The sequence below is a fragment of the Ochrobactrum sp. MYb379 genome (assembly GCF_037479515.1).
Taxonomy (GTDB): Bacteria; Pseudomonadota; Alphaproteobacteria; order Rhizobiales; family Rhizobiaceae; genus Brucella.
In genome coordinates this window covers 270,707-295,466 of sequence record NZ_JBBGYW010000002.1, presented here as the reverse complement: position 1 = coordinate 295,466, position 24,760 = coordinate 270,707, and the positions used below count along the sequence as shown (strand labels likewise).

Below are 24,760 nucleotides of genomic sequence, written 5' to 3'. Positions count from 1 at the left end.
TTCCGCAGTTTCAGACGCCCCTCCCCTAGTCCTGAAATTGCCCCACATGACAGGACAGCGAGAGGTCAGAATTGTACCGGGTACTTTCGCAACGCTTTTTTATCGCAACGCTTTGCAGCATTGCTCTGCTGCTGGTTGGTGCGCCATTGCTGGCATCGCACAAGCACGGCGCCAATGCGCAGGAGCAATCCGCCACACCTCTGGGTGCAAGCGGCCTGCCTGTCCCTCGCTTTGTCAGTCTCAAGCCAGCGCGCGTTAATCTGCGCATAGGTCCGGGACGCGACTATGCGGTGTCATGGCTGTTTATGAAAGCCGGACTGCCAGTCGAAATCATTCAGGAATATGATAACTGGCGCCGTATCCGCGATGCTGACGGCACAGAAGGCTGGGTCTACCAGTCGTTGCTATCGGGCAAGCGGACCGCAATCACCGCGCCATGGCTTAAAAACGATCAGGGCGCGATGATTACCATGCGCCGCGATCCGAGCGAAACTTCGGGCCTGTCAGCCGAAGTTGAACCAAATGTCGTCGGCACCGCACGCGAATGCAATGGCCAGTGGTGCCGGATGGATATTCAGGGCACACGCGGCTGGATTAGACAGTCTGACCTCTGGGGCGTTTATCCGGACGAGGTCTTTGATTAAAGAATACAAAAAAGCGGCTCGAAAGCCGCTTTTTCTATCGAACCTTACCAGGCCGGAATGACCGAGCCCTTGAATGTATCAGCGATAAACTGCTTCACTTCCGGGCTGTGATAGCTGCTGACCAGCGTCTTCACCCAATCAGCATCCTTGTCTTCGGTACGCACAACGAGCACATTAACATAAGGTGCCTTTTCGCCTTCGCGGATTAATGCGCCTGCTGCCGGATCAAGACCTGCTTCCAGCGCATAATTAGTATTGATGACCGCAGCGTCGACATCTTCAAGCGAGCGCGGCAATTGCGCAGCATCCAGTTCCACAAATTTCAGCTTCTTTGGGTTTTCCGTTACGTCAATCGACGTGACCTTCAGGCCCTTTGACGCATCGAGCTTAATCAAACCGTTGTCTGCCAGCACCAGAAGTGCACGACCACCATTGGTCGGATCATTCGGGATCGCGATGGTTGCACCATCTGCCAGTTCCGAGATGTTTTTCAGCTTGCTTGAATAGAGGCCCATCGGGAAGTTGACCGTTGGCGCTACCGTTTCAATCGGAAATCCGCGATCTGCAACCTGATTATCGAGATATGGCTGATGCTGGAAGGAATTGGCTTCAAGCGCTTTGTCAGCCAGCGCCATGTTGGGAATCACATAATCAGAAAATTCCTGAATATCGATTTCCATTCCTTTAGTCGCAGCGACTTCCTTAACCTTTTCCATGATCTGCGCATGCGGTCCGGGCGTTACACCAATGCGAATTTTCTCAGCAAAAGCACTTGCGGTTGAGAACAGGGCAAAAGCGGTAGCAGCAATGATCAGCTTGCGCATGGGCGTCTCCAGTCAAATTGTTATCGGCGCATTCATGCGGATTGGGAGGTCCAAGATGAGATGCGCCAGTTAAAAGGAATGCTTTGGGTGAATCACTTTAGGCTAAGATGCGCAACAAAAAAGCGGCCCCAAAAGGCCGCCTTCTTAGAAACTTTTACCAAATAACTTATCGCGTTTTACGACGAAGGCGGACGATAATGTCCACATTGACGATTTCCATGCCTTCTGGTGCGATGGGCATATTGGAAACCGTTGGCTGGCCGCGCTCACCATGCGGAATATCGAACACAACATTTTCACCTTCGAGGAAGAAGTGCTGGTGATCGGAGATATTGGTGTCGAAATAGGTTTTCGAACCTTCAACCGCGATGATGCGCAGCATACCGGCTTCGGTAAACTGGTGCAGTGTGTTGTAAACAGTTGCAAGCGATACTGGCACATTCGCGAGGACTGCTTCTTCATGAAGGTCTTCAGCGGAAAGATGGCGATCACCCTGAGCATAGATCAGGCTGGCAAGCGAAACACGCTGGCGCGTCGGGCGCAAACCCGCGCCGCGAAGGCGCTCTTCCATTGAAACCATCGAGTGGCTGGCATGATAATTCTGCATATTCACCCTTGGATCCGTCACAAGCTTGTAGCAATTTCGTCAAAGATTAAACGGGCTGTTGCCCATTGCCTACTGACATTGATATATGCCGTTGCGAATTAAGTATCAATAGGCTTGGTAATTCCGCCTTTTTTTGGAAAACCTCGCTCACTATTTTACTGATGGAAACACTCTATGATAGAGGTGTTCCCGAATTGATGAAACGCGATCGTTCCTGAAACACAGGAGCCATCACAAGAATAACCCTCAAGGGAGGCGTAATGGCAGAACAGAAATCGAGCTACGGGTATGAAGAGCTCCTCAGCTGCGCACGTGGCGAGTTGTTCGGTCCCGGTAATGCACAGCTCCCCCTGCCGCCAATGCTGATGGTGCACCGCATCACCGAAATTTCCGAAACCGGCGGAGAGTTCGACAAGGGCTATATCCGTGCTGAATACGATGTCAGCCCCGATGACTGGTATTTCCCATGCCATTTTCAGGGCAATCCAATCATGCCGGGCTGCCTTGGCCTCGACGGCATGTGGCAGCTGACGGGCTTCTTTCTCGGCTGGCTCGGCGAGCCGGGTCGCGGTATGGCGCTTTCGACCGGCGAAGTGAAGTTCAAGGGCATGGTTCGCCCGCACACAAAGCTTCTGCAATACGGAATCGACTTCAAGCGCGTCATGCGTGGTCGCCTTGTTCTTGGCACAGCCGATGGCTGGCTCAAGGCTGATGGCGAGACCATCTATAAGGCAAGCGACCTGCGCGTCGGCCTGTCCAAAGACAGCGACGGCGCTTAATTCATACAACATTCACGGGCGCGGACGCAGAAAATGACGAGTTTTCATGCGGCCGCGCTCAAAATATGCGAAGATCGCACCTATGTAACCGGGAACAAGGGTCAACTCATACGGGTTGATCACACGGAACAGGTGTAAAGGAGAACGCGATGCGGCGTGTGGTCGTAACGGGTATGGGGATTGTATCCTCGATTGGAAACAACACTGAAGAGGTTACGACCTCTTTGCGTGAAGCCAGATCCGGCATTTCCCGTGCTGAAGAATATGGCGAGCTTGGTTTCCGTTGCCAGGTTCACGGCATTCCAAAGATCGATGTCGAGGCGCTCGTAGATCGCCGCGCCATGCGTTTTCATGGTCGTGGTACTGCATGGAATCATGTCGCCATGGATCAGGCAATTGCCGATGCAGGTCTTTCGGAGGAGGAAGTCTCCAACGATCGTACCGGCATCATCATGGGTTCGGGCGGTCCTTCGACACGCACCATTGTCGATTCTGCCGACATCACCCGTGAAAAAGGCCCAAAGCGCGTCGGACCTTTTGCCGTGCCAAAAGCCATGAGCTCAACAGCTTCGGCAACGCTTGCAACGTTCTTCAAGATCAAGGGCGTCAATTATTCGATCTCGTCCGCTTGTGCGACATCGAACCATTGTATCGGCAATGCCTATGAAATGATCCAGTATGGCAAGCAGGACCGCGTTTTCGCTGGTGGCTGTGAAGACCTCGACTGGACGCTTTCAGTGCTGTTCGACGCCATGGGTGCTATGTCGTCGAAATATAACGACACACCTTCGACGGCTTCGCGCGCTTACGACAAAAACCGCGACGGTTTTGTTATTGCCGGTGGTGCAGGCGTTCTCGTGCTGGAAGACCTCGAAACCGCGCTTGCTCGTGGTGCCAAGATTTACGGCGAAATCGTCGGCTATGGTGCAACATCGGATGGTTACGACATGGTCGCTCCATCGGGTGAAGGCGCGATCCGTTGCATGAAAATGGCGCTCTCGACCGTCAAGGGCAAGATTGATTACATCAACCCGCATGCAACCTCGACCCCTGCTGGCGACGCTCCTGAAATCGAAGCGATCCGTCAGGTATTTGGTTCAGGCGATGCCTGCCCGCCGATTGCGGCAACCAAGTCGCTGACTGGCCACTCTTTGGGTGCCACAGGCGTTCAGGAAGCTATCTACTCGCTTTTGATGATGCAGAATAACTTCATCTGCGAAAGCGCTCATATCGAAGAACTGGATCCTGCCTTCGCGGACATGCCTATCGTTCGCAAGCGCATCGACAATGCTCAGCTCAATACAGTGCTTTCCAATTCCTTTGGATTTGGCGGCACCAATGCAACGCTGGTGTTCCAGCGCTATCAGAGCTGATGGAGAGGGACAATATGCAAGGTTTGATGCAAGGCAAACGCGGCCTCATTATGGGGGTCGCGAATAACCACTCACTCGCCTGGGGAATTTCTAAGCAACTCGCAGCACAGGGTGCCGAACTCGCTTTCACCTATCAGGGCGATGCACTTGGCAAACGTGTTAAACCGCTGGCCGAACAGGTTGGCTCGGATATGGTGCTGCCTTGCGATGTTGAAGACATTGCTTCGGTTGATGCCGTTTTCGCTGAAATCGAGAAGAAATGGGGAAAGCTCGATTTCATCGTTCACGCCATCGGTTTCTCGGACAAGACTGAGCTGAAGGGACGTTACGCAGACGTCACCACACGCGACAATTTCAGCCGCACCATGGTGATCTCTGCCTATTCCTTCACGGAAATGGCGCAGCGCGCAGAAAAGCTCATGAAGGACGGCGGCTCGATCCTGACGCTAACCTATGGCGGCTCGACACGCACAATCCCGAACTACAATGTCATGGGCGTGGCGAAAGCTGCTCTTGAAGCCATGGTTCGCTATCTCGCTGCCGATTACGGCCCGCAGGGTATCCGCGTCAATGCGATCTCGGCTGGCCCTGTACGCACGCTGGCTGGTGCCGGCATTGGCGATGCACGCGCAATCTTCAGCTATCAGCGCCGTAATTCGCCTCTGCGCCGCACTGTCGACATTGATGATGTTGGCAAATCGGCTCTTTACCTGCTGTCAGATCTTTCGAGCGGTGTAACCGGCGAAATCCATTATGTGGATTCGGGCTACAACATCCTTTCGATGCCAACGCTGGAAGAACTGAAAAGTTCGGCTGACACGCGCGGCGAATAAGTCTCATAAGCTTGATAAAAAAAGCCGCCTTTCGAGGCGGCTTTTTTGCTTCACTTCTTAGCATCAAATATTTTGAAGCCTTTTGCGTCCTCAAGCACATTCACATTCTTGAACAAGCTTTTGAGTGTTGCCTCATAAGGCAATTGGCGGTTGGCAACCATCAGCAAACGACCGCCGATTTTCAGACGTGAAGCAGCGGCTGCTATGAACGTCTGACCGAGCGACACTTCGGTCGCACGTCCCTCGTGAAACGGCGGATTCATGATAACCGTATCGTAAATGCCGGTCATTTTTTCGCTTGTAACATCGAACCAGTTAAACGTCATCGGCAAGGGGGAACCAAGACGCTCCAGATTGCCACGCGCCGCTTCCAGCGCTTCATAATCCGCCTCGAAAAGATCAATCTGCTTGATGCGATCGGCATGTTTGAGACTTTGCGCCGCCAAATAGCCCCAGCCAGCACCCAGATCGGCAACATTGCCAAACACGATCTTTTCCATATGCGGCACCAGCAGCGCCGAACCCTTGTCGATAGCGCCATGCGAGAACATGCCGGGCTCTGTGCGGAACACATCGTCAATATCAGTCGCAACCGGCTTCAATGCATTGATAAAATCGTCACCTAGATCGGCAGGACGTTGCAGCCAGAAAGCGACCGCATGATTCTTGGATAGCCGGTCGCTGACTTCAGCAATATTGCCGACCCATTTGCGAAAGCTATCGACACCGAGCTTCTTGTCACCGGAGACGACAATCCAGCCGCCCGGCTTAACACGCGCCAGAAGCTCCGCAAACCACGCCTCGTTGCGACCACGGTGTTTTCCGAGCAGAAGTAGCCCGCCGGAAAAATTGCTCTCCTGAGCCAACCTGGGGATTGCCTTGAAGCCTTCTTTGTTGAGAGCCAGCCAATCAGGACGCCATGGCTGCAAGAAAGTCAGCGCCTGCTTCCATTCATCCTCAAGCTGCCGGTCGGCAGACAAGCCGCAAGCAAGGAAGGTCTGGCCTTCTTCAGGCATATCCAGAATGTCCTGATAGAAAGGGAGAAAGAGTGTTTGTTGTGCTGGTGTCATCATGGCTCATCCATGGTCTTGAATTGATTCACGTGCAACAAAAAAGCGCGCCCCAAATTAGCTCTGGGGCGCGCTTTCGATAACTTACAACAGCTTCAACGCTTATTCAGCGTCTGCTTCTGCCTTCTTTTCAGCAACGATTTCCTTGCCGGTTTCCTGATCGACAACCTTCATCGACAGGCGAACCTTGCCACGTTCGTCAAAGCCCATAAGCTTGACCCAGACTTTCTGGCCTTCCTTAACCACGTCAGTGGTCTTGGCAACGCGGTCGGAAGCCAACTGCGAAATGTGAACCAGACCATCGCGTGGACCGAAGAAGTTTACGAATGCGCCGAAGTCAGCAGCCTTAACAACTGTACCTTCGTAGATTTCGCCAACTTCTGGCTCAGCAACAATCGAGTGAATCCACTTCTTAGCGGCTTCGATTTCTTTGCCGTTCGACGAAGCGATCTTGACCGTACCATCGTCTTCGATGTTGATCTTCGCGCCGGTCTTTTCGACGATTTCACGAATAACCTTACCGCCCGAACCGATAACATCACGGATCTTGTCGGTAGGAATGTTCATGACTTCGATGCGTGGAGCAAATTCGCCGAGTTCTTCACGCGAGGTCGAAAGAGCTTTCGCCATTTCGCCCAGAATGTGAACGCGACCGCCCTTAGCCTGTTCCAGAGCAACCTTCATGATCTCTTCGGTGATACCGTCGATCTTGATGTCCATCTGAAGCGCTGTGATACCGTTTTCAGTACCGGCAACCTTGAAATCCATATCGCCGAGATGATCTTCATCACCGAGAATGTCGGACAGAACTGCGAAACGATCGCCTTCCTTGATCAGACCCATAGCAATACCAGCTACTGGACGGATGATCGGAACGCCCGCATCCATCAGAGCCAGCGATGTGCCGCAAACGGTTGCCATCGACGACGAACCATTGGATTCGGTGATCTCAGAAACAGTACGGATCGTGTAAGGGAACTGTTCAGCAGCTGGCAACATTGGGTGGATTGCGCGCCAAGCGAGCTTACCATGACCAACTTCACGACGACCTGGCGAACCCATACGGCCGGTTTCACCAACCGAATATGGAGGGAAGTTGTAGTGCAGCATGAAAGGTTCTTTGTACGTACCAGTCAAAGAATCGATCATCTGTTCGTCTTCGCCGGTGCCAAGTGTCGCAACAACGATTGCCTGTGTTTCGCCACGGGTAAACAGCGCCGAACCGTGGGTACGTGGCAGAAGGCCAACTTCGGAAACGATTGCACGAACAGTCGACAGATCGCGACCGTCAATGCGGCTGCCGGTGTCGAGAATGTTCCAGCGAACGATTTTCGCCTGCAGTTCCTTGAAAACAGTCGCGAACTTTTCAGCCGAGAATTCTGTTTCTTCAACGCCTTCAGGGAAGAAATGCGCCTTCGCTGCAGCCTTAACGGCGTCAACAGCGTTGTAGCGAGCCTGCTTTTCAGTGTTCTTATAGGCATCGCGCAGGTCTTTTTCGACAACTGCAAGAACCTTGGCTTCGATTTCCGACAGATCTTCTGGCTGGTAATCGCGTGGTTCCTTGGCAGCAACTTCAGCGAGCTTGATGATCGCGTCGATAACTGGCTGGAAGCCCTTCTGGCCGAAAACAACGGCGCCGAGCATGATTTCTTCCGACAGTTCCTGTGCTTCTGATTCAACCATCAAAACGGCTTCAGAAGTACCAGCAACAACCAGATCGAGCTTCGATTCTGGCATTTCGTCGATATTCGGGTTCAGGACGTATTCGCCGTTGATGTAACCAACGCGTGCGCCACCGATTGGGCCCATGAATGGAACGCCGGAAATGGTCAGCGCAGCCGATGCTGCTACCATCGACAGAACGTCTGGATTGTTTTCCAGATCGTGCTGGATAACGGTCAGAACAACCTGCGTTTCGTTCTTGTAGCCTTCAACGAAAAGCGGGCGGATCGGACGATCGATCAGACGCGAAACAAGTGTTTCGTTTTCGCTTGGACGACCTTCACGCTTGAAGAAGCCACCTGGGATCTTACCAGCAGCGTAGGTCTTTTCCTGATAGTTGACGGTCAGCGGGAAGAAATCCTGGCCCGGCTTTGCGCTCTTGGCAGAAACGACAGTCGCGAGAACGACGGTTTCGCCGTAAGTTGCGAGAACTGCACCGTCAGCCTGACGTGCGATCTTGCCGGTTTCGAGTGTCAGCGGACGGCCGCCCCATTCGATTTCAACTTTATGAGTATTGAACATATCTTGTCCTTGTTTGGAGATGCCGCGCAAAAGCGTCTGAAGACATCATCCGGTTGGCAGACCGGGCCATGGGCAAGACAACGGGAAGTTCGTTACGTGTCAGAATATTCGCATGCGAACATCCTCTGGCACGAACTGCCTGCAATCCTGCCCCATGACTGGTCCAGGTCTTGAGCCTTTTGGCTCTGCATTGACATGACGGAATGCACCATGTGCGCCGTCTCATGTCAGTGGGCATTCGCCCGAAATATCGCATTCTCTTTTGGAAAGCGGATATCCGCTTCTCAGAATGCCTTAAGGTATTCCTTTAGTGCGCATCTGAAAAACGCGCTCTAAATCAAACGGGCGACGCTTTGAGACGTCGCCCGATTTTACCGTTAGCGGCGCAGGCCCAGACGGGTGATCAGCGCCTGGTAACGTGCCTGGTCGATGCCCTTGACATAGTCAAGAAGACGACGACGCTGCGAAACCAGCTTCAGAAGGCCGCGACGCGAATGATTGTCATTCTTGTGGCCCTTGAAATGATCTGTAAGGTTCGAAATACGCTCGGAAAGAACGGCAACCTGAACTTCAGGGGAACCGGTATCGCCTTCTTTGGTAGCGAATTCCTTGATAAGCGCTTGCTTGCGATCAGCAGTAATCGACATCGTACACCCTTTCTTGATGAGAGGAAAAAGAGACGCCCAAGCCGGGATGTCGTCCAGCGCGGGCCATTTAAACGATCTCACAATTAATTCATAAGACCGCTGATGGGGCATATAGTGCAAAAACGGCAATAATACCAGTGTCAAATAAACGCTGGCATTATCGCGGTTAATTTGAGACGCGCCAAGCTGCTTGCATTAGGTCTGCGCATCTCAAATCTTTATCCTAACGCGCATTTTATCCGAAAACCGTTTCACACTTTTCGGAATGCGCTTTAAGCCGCCGTGAAAACACGCTTTGGCTTAAACTGACCCTGCTCGATATAGCCAATTGCAAGCAACTTGCCTTTCGATGTTACGCAGGCTTCGTCCGCTTCCAATGGCGCATCGCGTCCACGGATAATTACAGGATTACCAAGACGCACACGCTGGGCCTGATCATCGCTCAATGGCACCTGCGGCAGACAATCAAGCGCTGCACCGGTATCGATCACGAGCGCATCGATTGCTGAAAAATCGCGGCGCGGCGCTGGCTGTTCGACAATGTCGGTCTCTGCATCTTCTGCGGCCTCTTCCTTCTTCGGCGGCAGCGGCGGCCATGCTTCTTCAAGCTCTGCCAGCGTTACCATATCCTCATCAGTGAAGGGTGCTACTTCAATGCGACGAAGGTCCGAAATATGGCCGAAGCAGCCAAGATCGCGGCCCATATCGCGCGCAAGCGAGCGAACATAGGTGCCCTTGGAGCATTCGACTTCAAATTCGGTGCGATCTGCATCAGGAAATTCAACGATTTCCAAACGGTCGATTTCGACTTCGCGCGCTGGAATGACGACTGTTTCGCCTTCGCGTGCCAGATCATAGGCGCGTTCGCCGCCAATCTTGATGGCGGAAAACTGCGGCGGAATCTGAGAGATAACGCCTGTGTAGTTTGGCAACAGAGCTTCAACATCCGCGCGCGATGGGCGGTTGTCGGAGTTCTTTGTGGCAACGCCTTCCAGATCGTCCGTCGAGCGTTCTTCACCCCAGGTCACTGTGAAGCGGTAAACCTTGGTGCCATCCATAACATAAGGCACGGTTTTGGTGGCTTCACCAAGTGCAATTGGCAACATGCCGGATGCAAGCGGATCGAGTGTACCGGCGTGTCCGGCTTTTTCTGCATTGAACAGCCACTTGATTTTTGAAACGGCTTCCGTTGAACCCATGCCTTTTGGCTTGTCGAAAATAACCCAGCCAGAAACCGGACGGCCTTTTTTCTTGCCCCGTCTTGCCATGCTTTATGCGTCTCCATTGCGGGAAGCGTCGTCACTTTCACCGTCTTCATCATTTTCATTACGTCCAAGATCGCGCGCTACTTCTGGCGAACGCAGAAGCGCATCTATCTTGGAAAAATTGTCGAAGCTTGTGTCAGGCCGGAAGCGGAATTCCGGCATGTATTTCATTTGGCTCAGGCTTGGCGCAATGCGACCGCGAATAAACTTCGCATTTGAAGCCAATGCCTTAATGACCGCCTGCACATCTGTGCTGCCGAGCGGCGTGATGAAACAGGTCGCGATTTTCAGATCCGGCGACATGCGCACTTCTGAAACAGAAATAACCGTACGCTCAAGCAGATCATCGCGGATTTCACCGCGCTGAAGAACCTGTGCCAAAGCGTGACGTACCTGCTCGCCCACGCGAAGCTGGCGCTGAGAAAGACCACCTGAGCCTTTCGGATCGGGAGAACGTGCCATTATTTATCCTCGATAAACAACCATGAACGCGCAAGCCGACGGGCCTGCCGATAAATGGCTACAAATTGATAAGTTCAATCTACCACAATTGCGATGGGAGTCAGACCCTCGGAACCGGGCAATGAAAAGCCGGACCATCCAATCGAGGACGGTCCGGCATTAAGATATTAGAGCGTACGCGTAATATGTTCGACGCGGAACGCTTCGATTGTATCGCCTGCGCGCATATCGTCGTAGTTTTCGAACGCCATACCGCATTCCTGACCCATCGGCACTTCCGACACTTCGTCCTTGAAGCGCTTGAGTGTCTTGAGCTTGCCTTCGTGGATAACCACGTTGTCACGGATGAGGCGGACGCCTGCACCACGTTCGACCTTACCGTCGATGACGCGGCAACCAGCAACCTTGCCAACCTTGGTGATGTTGAAGACTTCGAGAATCTCAGCATTACCAATGAAGGTTTCACGACGTTCTGGCGACAGAAGACCCGACATCGCAGCTTTCACATCTTCGATCAGATCGTAGATGATGTTGTAGTAGCGAATTTCGGTGCCCTGCTGATCAGCCAAGCTGCGTGCCTGCTTATTGGCACGAACGTTAAAGCCGATGATTGCAGCATTCGAGGCTTCGGCCAGCGACACGTCGCTTTCCGTGATACCGCCTGCACCCGAATGAACGATACGTGCACGAACTTCGTCAGTACCAAGCTTTTCGAGAGCAGAGATAATCGCTTCGACCGAACCCTGCACGTCACCCTTGATGACAAGCGGGAATTCCTTGGTGCCATTAACCTGCAACTGGCTCATCATCTGTTCAAGCGAACCGCGCTGACCAGTCTGACGTGCAACAGCCTTATCGCGAGCAAGACGCTGGCGATAATCAGCAATTTCACGAGCCTTGGCTTCGTTGGCAACAACCGCGAAACGGTCACCAGCCTGTGGCGTACCCTGAAGTCCGAGAACTTCAACAGGCATTGCAGGGCCAGCTTCCTTAACGTGTTCGCCATGGTCGTTGACCAGAGCACGCACGCGGCCCCACTCATTACCAGCAGCGATAATATCGCCCGGGCGCAGCGTACCCTTCTGAACCAGAACGGTCGCAACCGAACCACGACCGCGGTCGAGCTGAGCTTCGATAACGACGCCTTCTGCAGTACGGGCCGCATCAGCCTTGAGATCAAGGATTTCAGCCTGCAACAGAACTGCTTCAAGCAGCTTATCGAGGTTGAGTTTCTTCTTAGCCGAAACTTCTACGTCGAGAATTTCACCGCCGAGCGATTCAACGAACACATCGTGCTGAAGCAGCTGTGTACGAACCTTCTGCGCATCAGCTTCCGGCTTATCGATCTTGTTGATTGCAACAATGATCGGCACGCCAGCGGCCTTAGCATGGCTGATCGATTCAATCGTCTGCGGCATCACGCTGTCGTCAGCCGCAACCACCAGAATGGCGATGTCAGTTGCCTGTGCACCACGAGCACGCATTGCGGTAAACGCAGCGTGGCCCGGCGTATCGATAAAGGTGATCTTATGGCCGTTCTGTTCGACCTGATAAGCACCGATATGCTGTGTGATACCACCAGCTTCGCCAGAAACCACATTGGCCTGACGAATAGCATCGAGCAGCGATGTCTTACCGTGATCGACGTGACCCATGATGGTGACAACCGGAGGACGCGAAACCTGAGCAGCCGCGTCATCAGCCACGTCGAAGATACCTTCTTCAACGTCCGATTCAGCAACACGCTTAACGGTATGGCCGAACTCTTCAGCGATCAGCTGCGCCATATCCGCATCGATCACATCGCCTGGCTTCATCATCTGGCCCTGTTTCATCAGGTACTTGATGATATCAACTGAACGTTCGGTCATGCGCTGTGCAAGTTCCTGAAGCGTAATGGTTTCAGGCACGATAACTTCACGAGAAATCTTCTCGCGGGTTTCCTGCATCTGCGAACGCTTGAACTTTTCCTGACGACGACGCATCGCTGAAAGCGAACGCGAACGGCCTTCATCTTCCAGATTGCTGGAAATTGTCAGCTTGCCACGACGACGATCATCATCGGTCTTGGTGACCTTTGGTGTACGCACTTCAGGCTTCGCAGGTGTGCCGCGACGCGCGGTCGATGGACCACGACGATCATCATCGTCCTGACCTGCACCTGGCTTACGCTGCTGGCTCTGTGGCAATGGCTTGTTGGCCGTTGGAATAACGTCTGCGATCGCTGGCGACGCTGGACGTGCGCCCTGCTGTGGACGACCACCCTGTGGCGGACGTGCACCCTGTGGAGGGCGGGAATCGCCGCGCTGTTCCGGACGACCAGCTGCCTGTGGAGCGCGCTTTGCAGCTTCTGCTGCGGCACGAGCCTTGGCTTCTGCTTCGCTCTTCAGGCGTGCTTCTTCCTCTGCCTGACGGCGAGCTGATTCTTCACGTTCCTTAGCACGACGCGCATCTTCTTCTGCACGACGCTTGGCTTCTTCAGCTGCGCGAACGCGATCTTCGGCATCACGAACCAAAGCACCTTCAAGCGCGCGGCGGCGTGCATCCATTTCAGAGCTCGACAGCGTGTTCAGCACCATACCCGAGCGATCGGACTGGCGTGGACGCTGTGACTGCTGGCCGGGGCGCTGCTGACCTGGACGCTGCTGCTGACCCGGGCGGGACTGCTGCTGGCCGGGACGCTGCTGCTGCGTGCCCTGCGGACGCTGTGCGGAAGCCGGTGCCGCTGGTGCAGGTTTTGGCTGCTGTGGTGCAGGAGCGACAGGTGCGGCTGCAACTGGAGCTGCCGCCACTGGTGCAGCAGGCGCAGGCGTTGGAGTCGGAGCTGGCGTCGATGCCACAGCTGGAGCTGCCTGAGCTGTTTGTGCAGCAGGTGCTGGAGTTGGAGCTGGTGCAGACACTGGAGCCGCAGCGACAGGTGCTGGTGTTGGCTCAACAGGCGCGCTCGCAACTGGAGCAGGAGCGGCAGGCTTTGGTGCCGCTGCTACTTCCGCTTCAGGCTTCTCATCAGGCCGTGAGAATTTGCGCTTCTTCGTTTCAACGACGACAGCCTTTGTGCGACCGTGGCTGAAATTCTGGCGCACGGTGCTCTGCTCAACCCCTGGCCGCTTGATGGTCAGCGTCTTCTTGGAATTGACGCTCAGCGTCTTATCGTCGTTTGTTTTATCGCTCATTACGTTTCCGTTTCCTTCGCGGCTTCAACCGCTTTACCCGAGCATCATCCAACACAATCAAATCATTTTGGATAATGCTCCGGTCATCCACTTTAGTGCATAATCCGGTTGAGCCAAACAGCCCAATCATCCGGTTTATGCTCCAGAGCGGACCCCGTATCGTCGGGATTTAAGAGAACCGCTCTACTAATTTACCACACACAGCAGTGTCGGACTGCTGCTCGAATTCGCCGTTTCAACTCACCGTCTCAATTGGTGGGCTTTCGCCACGATAGCTATGCAATAAAAGCAGCCTTTGCACGACGCCGGCTGCTGCCCTTCCGCCGAGCACGGCTGCATGTATCACATTTCCGCCCCCAAATGCCAAATCCATTTCTTCGACTCCGAAAAGAGTGAAGGCCGGGATTTGAGGGCCATCCATATGCACAACAACGCGCCTTGCCTGATCCAATTTACGAACCCCATCAGAGGCCGCTTCTTTCGCATGCAATACCAAAACCGCTTGTCCGGAGCGAATTGCCTGATCGACCTTGGTCGAACCAGATGCCACAGCACCGGATTTGCGTGCTAGTGCCAAACTTCCTAGGGCAGATTTCGTCAGCAGCTGGTCAACCAGCGCGCCAAGATCCGCCTGCGGCGTAACACCTTCTTTCAACGCCCGCGCAAACAGCTTGCGCTTGACGGCTTCGTCCACCAGACGCCGCTCTGCCTTAACCCAACAGCCCCTGCCCGGCAGGTTTCGCTTAAGATCAGGCACAACCGAACCATCAGGCCCAGCCACAAAGCGGATCAGCTCATCCGCAGAACCACTTTCACGTGTGACGATACAGGTTCTGTCGTTCATATCCTGCTCCGCACGCAATGATGGCTTTGCCATAGACCGCCTTTTATTCAATTCCAAAACTGGCAGCGACCTAGCAGAGGTAACGCCACATCACAATAACTAACTCTTAGAAGAACGCTCTAACTCTAAACAAGAACGCGGTGCCGCATCATTTACGTCCGATTTGCATCGCAACGATAACGATGCGGCTCCATTTCTTTACGAAGCGGTTTCTTCTTCGCCTGCTTCGACTTCTTCCTCAACCTCGGTTGAGACCAGTTCGTCTTCTGTGATCCAGCCAGCCTTCAAACGTGCTGTCAGGATCATCTGTTCCGCATCAACGCGGGAAAGATCAAACGAAGACAGGATACCGCTGTGATTAACGGTTTCGCCGTCCTTGCGTTCACGCCAGCCAACGAGATCGTCAACGGCATAACCAGCAAAGTCTTCGATGTTCTTCACGCCGTCTTCGCCAACAGCAACAAGCATTGCGGTCGTCAGGCCCGGAAGGTCGCGAAGCTCATCTTCTACGCCCAGTTCCTTACGACGATCATCCTGTTCGTTTTCGATACGCTCCAGGAATTCACGCGCACGTTCCTGAATTTCACCAGCGGTATCATCATCGAAACCTTCGATAGAAGCGATTTCAGCCGGTTCGACGTAAGCAATTTCCTCAACCGAGGCAAAGCCTTCCGAAGCCAGAACCTGACCGACCATTTCATCAACGTTAAGGGCATCCATGAAGAGGTTCGAACGCTCAGCAAATTCTTTCTGGCGACGATCCGACTCTTCGTCTTCGGTCAGGATGTCGATGTCCCAGCCAGTCAGCTGTGACGCAAGGCGCACGTTCTGACCGCGACGACCAATTGCCAGTGATAATTGGTCATTCGGAACGACAACTTCAATACGTTCTGCATCTTCATCGAGAACAACCTTAGCAACTTCAGCTGGCTGAAGCGCGTTGACGATGAAAGAAGCCGCATCTGGCGACCATGGAATGATATCGATCTTTTCGCCCTGAAGTTCAGCCACAACAGCCTGAACACGCGAGCCACGCATACCAACGCAGGCACCAACCGGATCAATCGATGCATCACGCGATACAACGGCGATCTTGGCGCGCGAACCCGGATCACGGGCGACCGACTTGATTTCGATAATACCGTCGTAAATTTCCGGCACTTCCATGTTGAAAAGCTTCGCCATGAAAGATGGGTGGGTACGCGACAGGAAAACCTGTGGACCGCGCTGTTCGCGACGAACGTCGTAAACATAGGCGCGGATGCGGTCGCCATAGCGGAATGCTTCGCGTGGGATCAGTTCATCACGACGTACTATTGCTTCGCCACGACCAAGATCAACGATCACATTGCCATATTCAACGCGCTTAACGGTACCGTTAGCGATTTCGCCGACACGGTCCTTGAATTCGTCATACTGACGGTCACGCTCGGCTTCGCGCACTTTCTGCACGATAACCTGCTTGGCCGACTGGGCAGCAATACGGCCGAAATCCATTGGTGGCAGCTGATCAGCGATGAAATCACCAATCTGCGCATCAGGGTTACGGTCGCGTGCAGTGAACAGCGAAATCTGCGTGGAGTAGTCCTCAACGGTCTCAACAACTTCTAGCAAACGCTGAAGCTTGATCTCGCCGGACTTCGCGTTGATGTCGGCGCGGATATTGCTTTCCTGACCGTAACGCGAACGTGCGGCCTTCTGGATAGCATCGGCCATGGCCGAGAGAACAATCTCGCGGTCAATCGACTTCTCGCGTGCGACCGCGTCGGCGATCTGCAGAAGTTCCAGCCTGTTTGCACTGACTGCCATAGGTCTCTCCTTGGTGACGCATCCGTTCTTCTTTGAGAGCCGGACGCCTGAAACTCACTTTGAAACTTATTACTTTTCAGTTTCGGATTCAGCCGATCCGGCTTCTTCCGTATTTTCATTGGCGCCTTCGCTCAGATCGCCATCCAGAATATCTCCGGGAATGCGGCCTTCGCGTGCAGCCTTGTCCTTGCGCAACGCATCGCGGATCAGATCATCGGTCAGAACCAAACGCGCATCAGAAATCAGATCGAACGGGATGCGAACAACTGGTTCGTTTCCGTAAGAAATCTGATCGCTTTCAATCACAACCGAATCGTCCGGCGCGGCTTCATCAATCACAATGCGACCACGAAACTTCTTGCGTCCTTCGTGAACAATCGATGTTTCAAGCTTGGCAACATGACCGGCCCAATTGGTAAAATCGGACTTGCGAACCATCGGGCGATCAATACCCGGCGACGAAATTTCAAGATGATACTTGCCGCTGAGTGGATCTTCCACATCGAGAACTGGAGCCACAGTGCGGCTCAACAATTCACAATCTTCAACGGTCATCGTGCCATCAGGACGCTCTGCCATGATCTGCAAAGTCTGCCCATTGAGGCCAGAAAGGCGCACACGCACGAGGCGGAAACCCAGCGTATTGATCACTGGTTCCACAATGGATGCCACTTTTGCATCAAGACCCGTTTCGCGAATGATGCGCTCGTCTGCAATTACGGCATCTGCGGTTACGGTTTCAATTGCCTGTTCGTGTTCGCTCACTCGATAAACCTTCTTCACTGGGTCGCAGGTAACAAAAAAGAGCGGGTCCGGGAGGGCCCACTCTTGTTCAAACGACCAAGAATTTGAAACTTATATACCAGCCATCGCGGATTTTTTCAAGAGCCGCATCCGAGATAGATTATTGGCGAATGAAAGTAAGATACGCAGCAACGCGTCCTTCACGGAAAGCCTTGGCTTCATAACGCGTGCCCGGCCAGCCATCATAGGCTTTGTTCCAATCATCCGGGCCCTCTGCCTGCCACTCGAAAGCCGGATGTCTGCGGCAGTGTTGCAGCGTCCAGTTGACGTAATGCTCAATGTCGGAAGCAAAGCGGAACTTTGCACCCGGTTTCAACAACCGTGCGAAACGGTCGAGATTGGCATCGCTGACAAAACGGCGCTTCCAGTGGCGGCGCTTGTGCCACGGATCGGGATAGAAAAGATCGATCCCGTCAAGCGATGCATCCGGCAACCAATCAAGCACATCGGTCGCATCTTCATCATAGAGACGGAGATTCGTTCGCGGCGCTTCATGAAGGGCAGCCAACATCTTGGCCATGCCGTTGACGAAAGGCTCGACGCCAATGAAGCCAGACTTCGGATAGCGTCCGCTCTCGTGATGGAGATGTTCCCCGCCACCAAAGCCAATTTCCATGCGCACATTTTCAACTGGCGCATCGAACAAGGTTCGCAAATCCAGTGGTGCACGCGTATCGAGATCAAGTTTAAGGCGCGGCAGCAAATCCTCAAACAGATTGTTCTGATGTGGACGCAGTGGCTTGCCGTGACGGCGACCGAAGAAGTTTCCGGCCGCGCGTACTGGATGAGATTCATCGGTCATTTATCGCGGTTCCAGTTAAAGCGGTATCGTTGGAACCGCTCTAACTCTTTTTTACGCATTGTCCTATGCAAAACCGCTGCGCAGTATTGCTGGAAATGTAAACAATCAGGCTGAAAGTGCTGCCTTCAACGCCTTGCTGAGATCGGTCTTTTCCCAAGAGAAAGAACCGTCTCGACCCGCCTTGCGACCAAAATGGCCATAAGATGAGGTCTTGGCATAGATAGGCTTATTGAGATCAAGGTGCTTACGGATGCCGGTTGGCGACAGGTCCATAACCTTACGTAATGCTACCTCGACGGCTGCTTCGTCCACTTTGCCCGTGCCGTGCAGATCGACGTAGACCGAAAGCGGCTGTGCAACGCCGATAGCATAAGAAAGCTGGATCGTGCAGCGATCTGCAAGATTGGCAGCAACCACATTCTTGGCAAGATAACGCGCTGCATAAGCTGCCGAGCGATCCACCTTGGTTGTGTCCTTACCGGAGAATGCACCACCACCATGCGGAGCCGCACCGCCGTAAGTATCAACAATAATCTTGCGACCCGTAAGGCCCGCATCACCATCTGGCCCGCCAATAACGAACTTGCCGGTCGGGTTGATGTACCAGTTGCAGTTTGCTGCAATTGGAAGATCGCCCAGCGCTTCGCGAATGTAAGGCTCAACAACCGAGCGAACTTTCTTTGAATCCCAGCTTGCATCGAGATGCTGCGTGGAAAGCACGATCTGAGTTACTTCAGCAGCTTTGCCGTTTTCGTAACGCACAGTGACCTGGCTCTTGGCATCAGGGCCGAGTTTGCCCGGATCGCCTTCACCTTTGTGACGCGCTTCAGCGAGCTTTTCGAGAATCTTATGCGAATAATAGATCGGCGCTGGCATCAGATCAGGCGTTTCGCGGCAAGCATAGCCGAACATAATGCCCTGATCACCTGCACCCTCTTCGCCCTGACGGTCGGCAGCATTATCCACGCCCTGCGCAATATCGGCAGATTGTGGATGCAGCAACACGTCGATTTTCACAGTGCGCCAATTAAAGCCATCCTGCTCGTAGCCGATTTCGCGGATAGCTTTACGCGCAGCGGAACGGAAGCGTGATGGATTAATCAGTGGATGGCCCGCCGCGTCATGAGCGATTGTGCCGTCCTTATTCTTCTTCAGGAAAGTTTCAGGCACGCGGACTTCGCCAGCAATAACCACACGATTGGTGGTAGCAAGCGTTTCACATGCAACGCGGACAGACCAAGGATCAACGCCGGTACGGCGCGCTTCCTTATAGATCATGTCTACGATTTCATCGGAAATACGATCGCAAACCTTGTCTGGATGACCTTCAGACACCGATTCGCTGGTGAAGAGATAAGAACTGCGCGACACGGGTAACCCCTCTTGAAAATCCAACGGATGAAATATCCGCCATGGAAACACAGTAGCGCCCGGAACCGTTTCATATGGTCCGGGCACAGCATTGTGTTAGCGAAGTTAGGATTAAACCGTCAATGCATATTCTTGTTGCGACACCTCGATGCCAGAAAAAATCCTTCCGGCATGCGGTTTTGCGGACAAAATTATGCGTTATTCGCCTTCTGCGGCAAGAGACTTCACAAGATCGATAATCTTGCGGCGCACTTTCGGGTCGGAAATTTTGGTAAACGCACGGGTCAGTTGGACGCCCTCATTCGAGTTAAGGAAATCGACAACATAAGTCGCTTCATTGTCCTCAGCAAAACCTGCCTGAGTAGGCGAAGAACCCGGCGCATCTTCAAAAAAGAAGGAAACTGGCACCGTCAGAATAGATGAGATCGCCTGAAGACGGCTGGCGCCAACGCGGTTGGTGCCTTTTTCATATTTTTGAATCTGCTGGAAAGTAATGCCTAAGCTTTCGCCTAATTTTTCCTGACTGAGGCCCAACATATTGCGGCGAAGACGAATGCGGCTGCCCACATGGATATCAATGGGGTTGGGCTTCTTCTTATTCTCAATCATACAGTTTCACTCCTCGCGACCGCGAGCTTTCATTCATGGTCTGTTCAAAAGAACAGAGATAAAAATCATTGTGGGAGGTAGTCAGACTGGTTTTCCAATGAAACCGTCACCGCCCGAGTATAACATCGTAACAAAATTGCCATGTCAATGAAAACGCTTGCGGAAAGACAACCTCAACCACACGCATACGGTGAATAACACAAACAGAATTGCAAGAGCCTGTTTGCCGGAGGGCGCACTGCCCCAAAATGGGACACGCTCTTCAGGCAAATAAGCATCAATTACCCCTACCGCGTCAAGAGGTAGCTCCTGAATGATTCGTCCATAAGCATCTACGACAGCAGATATACCATTGTTGGCAGCACGAACGAGGGGGAGGCCTTGCTCCACAGAGCGCACCTGTGCTTGTCGGAAATGCTGGTAAGGTCCCGGTGTGTCCCCATACCATGCATCATTGGTGACATTCACAATCGCCGTCACCTTTCGTCCAGTATAGGAGAGTTCATCAGGGAAGATTGCTTCATAGCAAATCAACGGCAGGAAGGTTTGGCCTTCCATGACATTGATCGCGTGACGCGCTTTGGCAGCTGTGAAGCCACCGGGCATTTCGACCACTTCCTGCAATCCCCAGCTGCGCAGATACCGCTCGAAAGGCAGATATTCACCAAACGGCACCAAGTGGACCTTATCGGTATAATCGACAATTTTACCGTCGCCATTAATCGTCAGGATAGAATTATAATAACGCGGATCGCGGCGCGGTACGATTTCTTCACGCACCGCACCCGTCAACAGCACCTGATCGTCGCCAACCACATCGGCAATGCGCTTCAGGGCATCCGGTGTTGATGAAAGAATATAAGGAACTGCCGTTTCAGGCCAAATCACCACATCGGGCCTCGGCGCACCATCTGCCGGTGCCTGCTCAGTCATGGCGATAAATTTATCGAAGATCGCACGCCGCTCGTTGTTGTCCCATTTCAGGCTCTGCGCAATAGAAGGCTGTACGATGCGGATTGAAAGCGTTGTCCGATCAGTATCGACCGCTGGCGCATTCGACAGCACCCATGCACCAAAGCCGATATGCGCGGCGACAAGAACAGCGGCAAGCCCAAGGCCAGCCTTTGCAAAACGACCGCCACTGAGCAACGCAGGTGCCGAAAACACGAGCGCTGCAAATGCACTCATACCAACGAGACCCACAATCTCGACGGATTGCATCATCATCGGCGTGGGCATGGCGGCATAGCCAACTGCGTTCCACGGAAAGCCGGTGAAAACAAATGTCCGCAGCCATTCAGTCAGACCAAAGCCGAGCGCCATCGCAAAGATGCGCCCAATGCCCTGCGACCAGAAAAGCCGCGCAACCATCGCGGCCAATCCATAGAAAATCGCCAGAAACGCGGGAAGGCCTAGAACTGCAAACGGTATAGCCCAAGCAAATTGCTCAGCATCGACCAGAAGAGCCGTACCGATCCACCAAAGACCAGATACGAAATAGCCAAAACCAAACCACCAGCCGATCAGAGCGGCCGGGAAAAAGCGCCGGATAGGGCCTTTTTCCTTATCAGGCACTGCACCGTCAATCAGCCAGACCAGCAGTGGGAATGTAAGGAAACCGACGATAAAAATATCGAAAGGCGGTTGGGTGAGCGTCGCGACTGCACCAGTGAGAAAAGCGACCAGCGCCCGGCGCCAGCCGCTCAAAGAAGAGATCTTCCCCGCAAATCTCTCTATCATCAGGCCTCTTTGGACGTGTCCGTGGTGTTTTCGGATGCATCATCATCCGTGCTGACAACTGGACGTGGCCGATGACTTTCTGATTCCGAAAGTGGCACAATGCGAACCCGCTTCACGCGGCGTGGATCAACTTCCAGCACATGAAATTCATATCCCGGTATAGCCTGCACGACTTCACCGCGTACAGGGATGCGTCCAAGAACCGAGAATATCAGGCCACCGACAGTGTCGACATCCTCACCATGTTCGCCCACTTCGAACGAAGGGCCGATCTTCTCAGCCAGTTCTTCAAGATCAGCGCGGGCATCGACAACGAAAACGCCGTTGGCTTCCTCAGAGATCATGATGTCTTCGTCATCATGCTCATCTTCAATATCGCCGACAACCATTTCGACAATGTCTTCGAGCGAGGCCAGACCATCGGTGCCGCCATATTCATCAATGACCAGTGCCATCTGGATATGGGCCGCCTGCATGCGTGCCATCAGTCCGCTCGCCAGCATCGATGGCGGCACGAACAACACCTTGCGAATAAGATTAAGTTCGCCAATGGTCTTCGTGAGGTCGATACGCCCCATGTCAAACTTGGCAGCACTCGTCGCGTCGGTCTTCTGACGCGATTGCTGTGTAATGTAATTCAGCACATCGCGGATATGGATCATGCCGCGCGGATCATCCAGCGTTTCAGCATAGACCGGCATGCGTGAATGGCCTGAGCTTTCAAACAGCTCTAGCGCTTCCCAAAGCGGTGTAGAAATTTCAATCGCTACTACATCCGCGCGTGGGATCATCACATCTTCGACGCGGATTTCGCGCAGACGCAGGATGTTGTTGAGCATCGCCTTTTCTTCAGGCGAGAAAGCCGAATCCTGTTCGCTTTCAGTGCTTGAAAGCGCATCAGCTAAATCTTCGCGCAAAGACGATGATTGGCGCGAACGCATAAACGGAAAAATATTTGCCAGAAGGGAACGCTTTTCGCTCGATTGCGAGCGCTGCGTACTTTGCCCTTCGGCGTCTTGTGTGTCGCTTCGGCTATCGCCAGCGGTAGAGGAATTGTTTTGGTCAGCCATGATCAATCTGTTTCAACGTTTAAATCGGATACAGCATAAGGGTCGGGGATGGCAAGAGCATGAAGGATTTCGCGTTCGCGACGTTCCATCTCTTCGGCCTCCTCCTCAGTCTCGTGATCGTAACCCAAAAGATGCAAAAAGCCATGCACTACGAGATGCGTGAGATGGTTATCGAACGGCTTGCCCTCTTCGAGAGCCTCACGCTCGACCGTTTCGCGCGCAATAATGATATCACCCAGCATCGGGCCCGGCTGCTCGCCAGCCTTTACAGGATAGGCCGGAAAAGACAAAACATTGGTCGCCTTGTCTTTGTTTCGCCACTCGGCATTGATCTTGCGGATAGAAGCATCGTCGGTAAAAACCAGACTCAATTCGCTCTCAGCGGGCTTAAGCTGGAGATTATTCCAAGCTGCCTCTACGGAGCGCTGCACAAGTCCTTCAAGGACTGTTTCTTCCGGCCAGTTGCCGGCTTCGATCATAATATCGATTTGGATCGCGTTATCTGACACTTCTCTCGCGGCTTGCGATGAAACAGCCGCTCTATCCTTCCAGTTGTTAAAAGAAGCGTCCGCCTTTCGGCGGACGTAATATTTATAAATCGTCATTATTCTACGCGAATACAAGAATAATTTTGAATTATTCTGAGCGAGCGTTCTTTTTCGCGTCACTGTCATAAGCGGTGACGATGGCTGCGACCAGCGGATGACGCACCACGTCTTTCTCAGTAAAGCGCACTTTGACAACCGATTCGACGTTTTCAAGAACGCGAAGCGCTTCAACGAGACCCGATTTCTGGCCGGGTGGAAGATCAATCTGGCTCGGATCACCATTGACCATCATCCGCGAGCCTTCACCAAGACGCGTCAGGAACATTTTCATCTGCATCGATGTTGTATTCTGCGCTTCGTCAAGAATGACCGCAGAATGCGCGAGCGTTCGTCCGCGCATGAACGCAAGCGGTGCGATTTCGATCACACCCGCCGTAATCGCACGTTCGACCTTTTCCGCAGGCATCATGTCGTAAAGCGCGTCATAAAGCGGACGAAGATAAGGATCGACCTTTTCCTTCATGTCACCCGGCAAAAAGCCAAGACGCTCACCGGCTTCAACAGCCGGGCGCGACAGAATGATACGCTCGACCAGACCGCGTTCCAAAAGCATCGCAGCATGGGCGACGGCAAGATAAGTCTTACCTGTACCAGCTGGCCCGACACCCATAACAAGTTCCGAACGATCAAGGGCGCGCATATAGGCGTCCTGCGTCGGTGTGCGGGCAAAAATTGTCTTCTTGCGCGTCGATATTTGCGCAGCCGACATTTTCCCCTTGGTTTCAAGCGTTGGCAAGATCAGCTGATCGTCCGCAGCAACGGCAATGCGAATCGCGCCATCGACATCCGAAGCGGTCAGTTCATTGCCTTTTTGCAAATATTCATAAAGCTGATCCAGCGTGCGGCGGGCCTGTTCGGTGGCCGTTGGCTCTCCACGGATGGATAGCTCATTGCCCCGTGATCGCACATCGACGCCGAGCTTCTGCTCAATACGCGCCAGATTCTCATCGAACTGGCCGTAAAGCGCACTGGCAAGGCGATTATTGTCGAAGGTGAGGACGATATGGGCCATATCGGAGGCTCCGGATGGCGCAGTAATAGCAGAACTCGCAGCCGGGCTTGAAATTGTGTTTGTTTGCGTATGGATGGTTGGCTTGGCAGGCTTTAGTTTTTCCGTAGCGCTCAAACGCATCTCCCAAAGGTTCACGCATTGCAATCGCAGTACCGGCAGGACGTTCGGTC

At 53.3% G+C, this 24,760-nt stretch carries 22 protein-coding genes; 4 read left to right on the top strand and 18 right to left on the bottom strand.

Annotated features, from left to right (window positions below; all coding sequences use genetic code 11):
• Positions 1-71: 71 nt before the first annotated feature.
• A complete protein-coding gene (locus tag WH356_RS05520) occupies positions 72-644 on the top strand; it encodes an SH3 domain-containing protein (RefSeq protein WP_339509186.1) in 573 nt (190 codons plus the stop codon).
• A gap of 44 nt (positions 645-688) precedes the next feature.
• Here the strand turns inward: WH356_RS05520 and WH356_RS05515 are convergent, their stop codons facing one another.
• Both WH356_RS05515 and irrA read right to left on the bottom strand, forming a co-directional pair.
• Positions 689-1,468 carry a MetQ/NlpA family ABC transporter substrate-binding protein gene (locus WH356_RS05515; RefSeq protein WP_339509185.1) on the bottom strand — a complete coding sequence of 260 codons (780 nt, stop codon included), beginning with the start codon at positions 1,466-1,468 and terminating at the stop codon, positions 689-691.
• Between the two features lie 166 nt (positions 1,469-1,634).
• The gene (gene irrA / locus WH356_RS05510; RefSeq protein ID WP_339509510.1) at positions 1,635-2,075 is read right to left on the bottom strand and encodes an iron response transcriptional regulator IrrA; all 441 of its coding nucleotides are present in this window, start codon (positions 2,073-2,075) and stop codon (positions 1,635-1,637) included.
• Between the two features lie 260 nt (positions 2,076-2,335).
• Between irrA and fabA the strand changes: the two genes are divergently transcribed.
• From fabA to fabI, 3 genes are all read left to right on the top strand, one after another.
• Positions 2,336-2,854: a 3-hydroxyacyl-[acyl-carrier-protein] dehydratase FabA gene (gene fabA / locus WH356_RS05505; protein ID WP_339509184.1), complete on the top strand. Its 519-nt coding sequence runs from the start codon at positions 2,336-2,338 to the stop codon at positions 2,852-2,854.
• 149 nt (positions 2,855-3,003) lie between these two features.
• Complete coding sequence (gene fabB, locus WH356_RS05500) at positions 3,004-4,227, top strand: beta-ketoacyl-ACP synthase I (protein ID WP_339509183.1); 1,224 nt, start codon at positions 3,004-3,006, stop codon at positions 4,225-4,227.
• 14 nt (positions 4,228-4,241) lie between these two features.
• Complete coding sequence (fabI, locus tag WH356_RS05495; protein WP_339509182.1) at positions 4,242-5,060, top strand: enoyl-ACP reductase FabI; 819 nt, start codon at positions 4,242-4,244, stop codon at positions 5,058-5,060.
• A gap of 50 nt (positions 5,061-5,110) precedes the next feature.
• Here fabI and WH356_RS05490 read toward each other — a convergent pair whose 3' ends face one another.
• The 16 genes from WH356_RS05490 to WH356_RS05415 form a co-directional block, all read right to left on the bottom strand.
• Positions 5,111-6,133, bottom strand: coding sequence for a class I SAM-dependent methyltransferase (locus WH356_RS05490; RefSeq protein ID WP_339509181.1), 1,023 nt, complete (start codon positions 6,131-6,133; stop codon positions 5,111-5,113).
• A 99-nt stretch (positions 6,134-6,232) separates the two neighbouring features.
• Positions 6,233-8,374, bottom strand: a complete 2,142-nt coding sequence (gene pnp / locus WH356_RS05485) for a polyribonucleotide nucleotidyltransferase (RefSeq protein WP_339509180.1) — start codon at positions 8,372-8,374, stop codon at positions 6,233-6,235.
• Positions 8,375-8,751: 377 nt separating this feature from the next.
• Positions 8,752-9,021 carry a 30S ribosomal protein S15 gene (gene rpsO, locus WH356_RS05480; RefSeq protein WP_339509179.1) on the bottom strand — a complete coding sequence of 90 codons (270 nt, stop codon included), beginning with the start codon at positions 9,019-9,021 and terminating at the stop codon, positions 8,752-8,754.
• A 272-nt stretch (positions 9,022-9,293) separates the two neighbouring features.
• Positions 9,294-10,289, bottom strand: a complete 996-nt coding sequence (gene truB / locus WH356_RS05475; protein WP_339509178.1) for a tRNA pseudouridine(55) synthase TruB — start codon at positions 10,287-10,289, stop codon at positions 9,294-9,296.
• 3 nt (positions 10,290-10,292) lie between these two features.
• Positions 10,293-10,748, bottom strand: coding sequence for a 30S ribosome-binding factor RbfA (gene rbfA, locus WH356_RS05470; RefSeq protein ID WP_339509177.1), 456 nt, complete (start codon positions 10,746-10,748; stop codon positions 10,293-10,295).
• A gap of 167 nt (positions 10,749-10,915) precedes the next feature.
• Positions 10,916-13,921, bottom strand: a complete 3,006-nt coding sequence (gene infB, locus WH356_RS05465) for a translation initiation factor IF-2 (RefSeq protein WP_339509176.1) — start codon at positions 13,919-13,921, stop codon at positions 10,916-10,918.
• A gap of 235 nt (positions 13,922-14,156) precedes the next feature.
• Entirely contained in the window at positions 14,157-14,798 is a 642-nt protein-coding gene (locus WH356_RS05460; RefSeq protein WP_339509175.1) for an RNA-binding protein, read from the bottom strand.
• A gap of 165 nt (positions 14,799-14,963) precedes the next feature.
• Positions 14,964-16,574 (bottom strand): transcription termination factor NusA, encoded by a 1,611-nt coding sequence (gene nusA / locus WH356_RS05455; RefSeq protein WP_339509174.1) that lies wholly within the window; start codon positions 16,572-16,574, stop codon positions 14,964-14,966.
• Between the two features lie 69 nt (positions 16,575-16,643).
• Complete coding sequence (gene rimP / locus WH356_RS05450; protein ID WP_339509173.1) at positions 16,644-17,339, bottom strand: ribosome maturation factor RimP; 696 nt, start codon at positions 17,337-17,339, stop codon at positions 16,644-16,646.
• Between the two features lie 139 nt (positions 17,340-17,478).
• Positions 17,479-18,180 (bottom strand): tRNA (guanine(46)-N(7))-methyltransferase TrmB, encoded by a 702-nt coding sequence (trmB, locus tag WH356_RS05445; RefSeq protein WP_339509172.1) that lies wholly within the window; start codon positions 18,178-18,180, stop codon positions 17,479-17,481.
• Positions 18,181-18,285: 105 nt separating this feature from the next.
• A complete protein-coding gene (metK, locus tag WH356_RS05440) occupies positions 18,286-19,551 on the bottom strand; it encodes a methionine adenosyltransferase (RefSeq protein WP_339509171.1) in 1,266 nt (421 codons plus the stop codon).
• A 198-nt stretch (positions 19,552-19,749) separates the two neighbouring features.
• Positions 19,750-20,160 carry a helix-turn-helix domain-containing protein gene (locus tag WH356_RS05435; RefSeq protein WP_339509170.1) on the bottom strand — a complete coding sequence of 137 codons (411 nt, stop codon included), beginning with the start codon at positions 20,158-20,160 and terminating at the stop codon, positions 19,750-19,752.
• Positions 20,161-20,304: 144 nt separating this feature from the next.
• Complete coding sequence (lnt, locus tag WH356_RS05430) at positions 20,305-21,900, bottom strand: apolipoprotein N-acyltransferase (RefSeq protein WP_339509169.1); 1,596 nt, start codon at positions 21,898-21,900, stop codon at positions 20,305-20,307.
• The gene (locus tag WH356_RS05425) at positions 21,900-22,970 is read right to left on the bottom strand and encodes a hemolysin family protein (protein WP_339509168.1); all 1,071 of its coding nucleotides are present in this window, start codon (positions 22,968-22,970) and stop codon (positions 21,900-21,902) included. The genes lnt and WH356_RS05425 overlap by 1 nt, the downstream gene beginning before the upstream one ends.
• A 2-nt stretch (positions 22,971-22,972) precedes the next feature.
• Positions 22,973-23,479, bottom strand: coding sequence for an rRNA maturation RNase YbeY (gene ybeY / locus WH356_RS05420; RefSeq protein WP_339509167.1), 507 nt, complete (start codon positions 23,477-23,479; stop codon positions 22,973-22,975).
• A gap of 127 nt (positions 23,480-23,606) precedes the next feature.
• Complete coding sequence (locus WH356_RS05415; RefSeq protein ID WP_339509166.1) at positions 23,607-24,704, bottom strand: PhoH family protein; 1,098 nt, start codon at positions 24,702-24,704, stop codon at positions 23,607-23,609.
• Positions 24,705-24,760 lie beyond the last annotated feature (56 nt).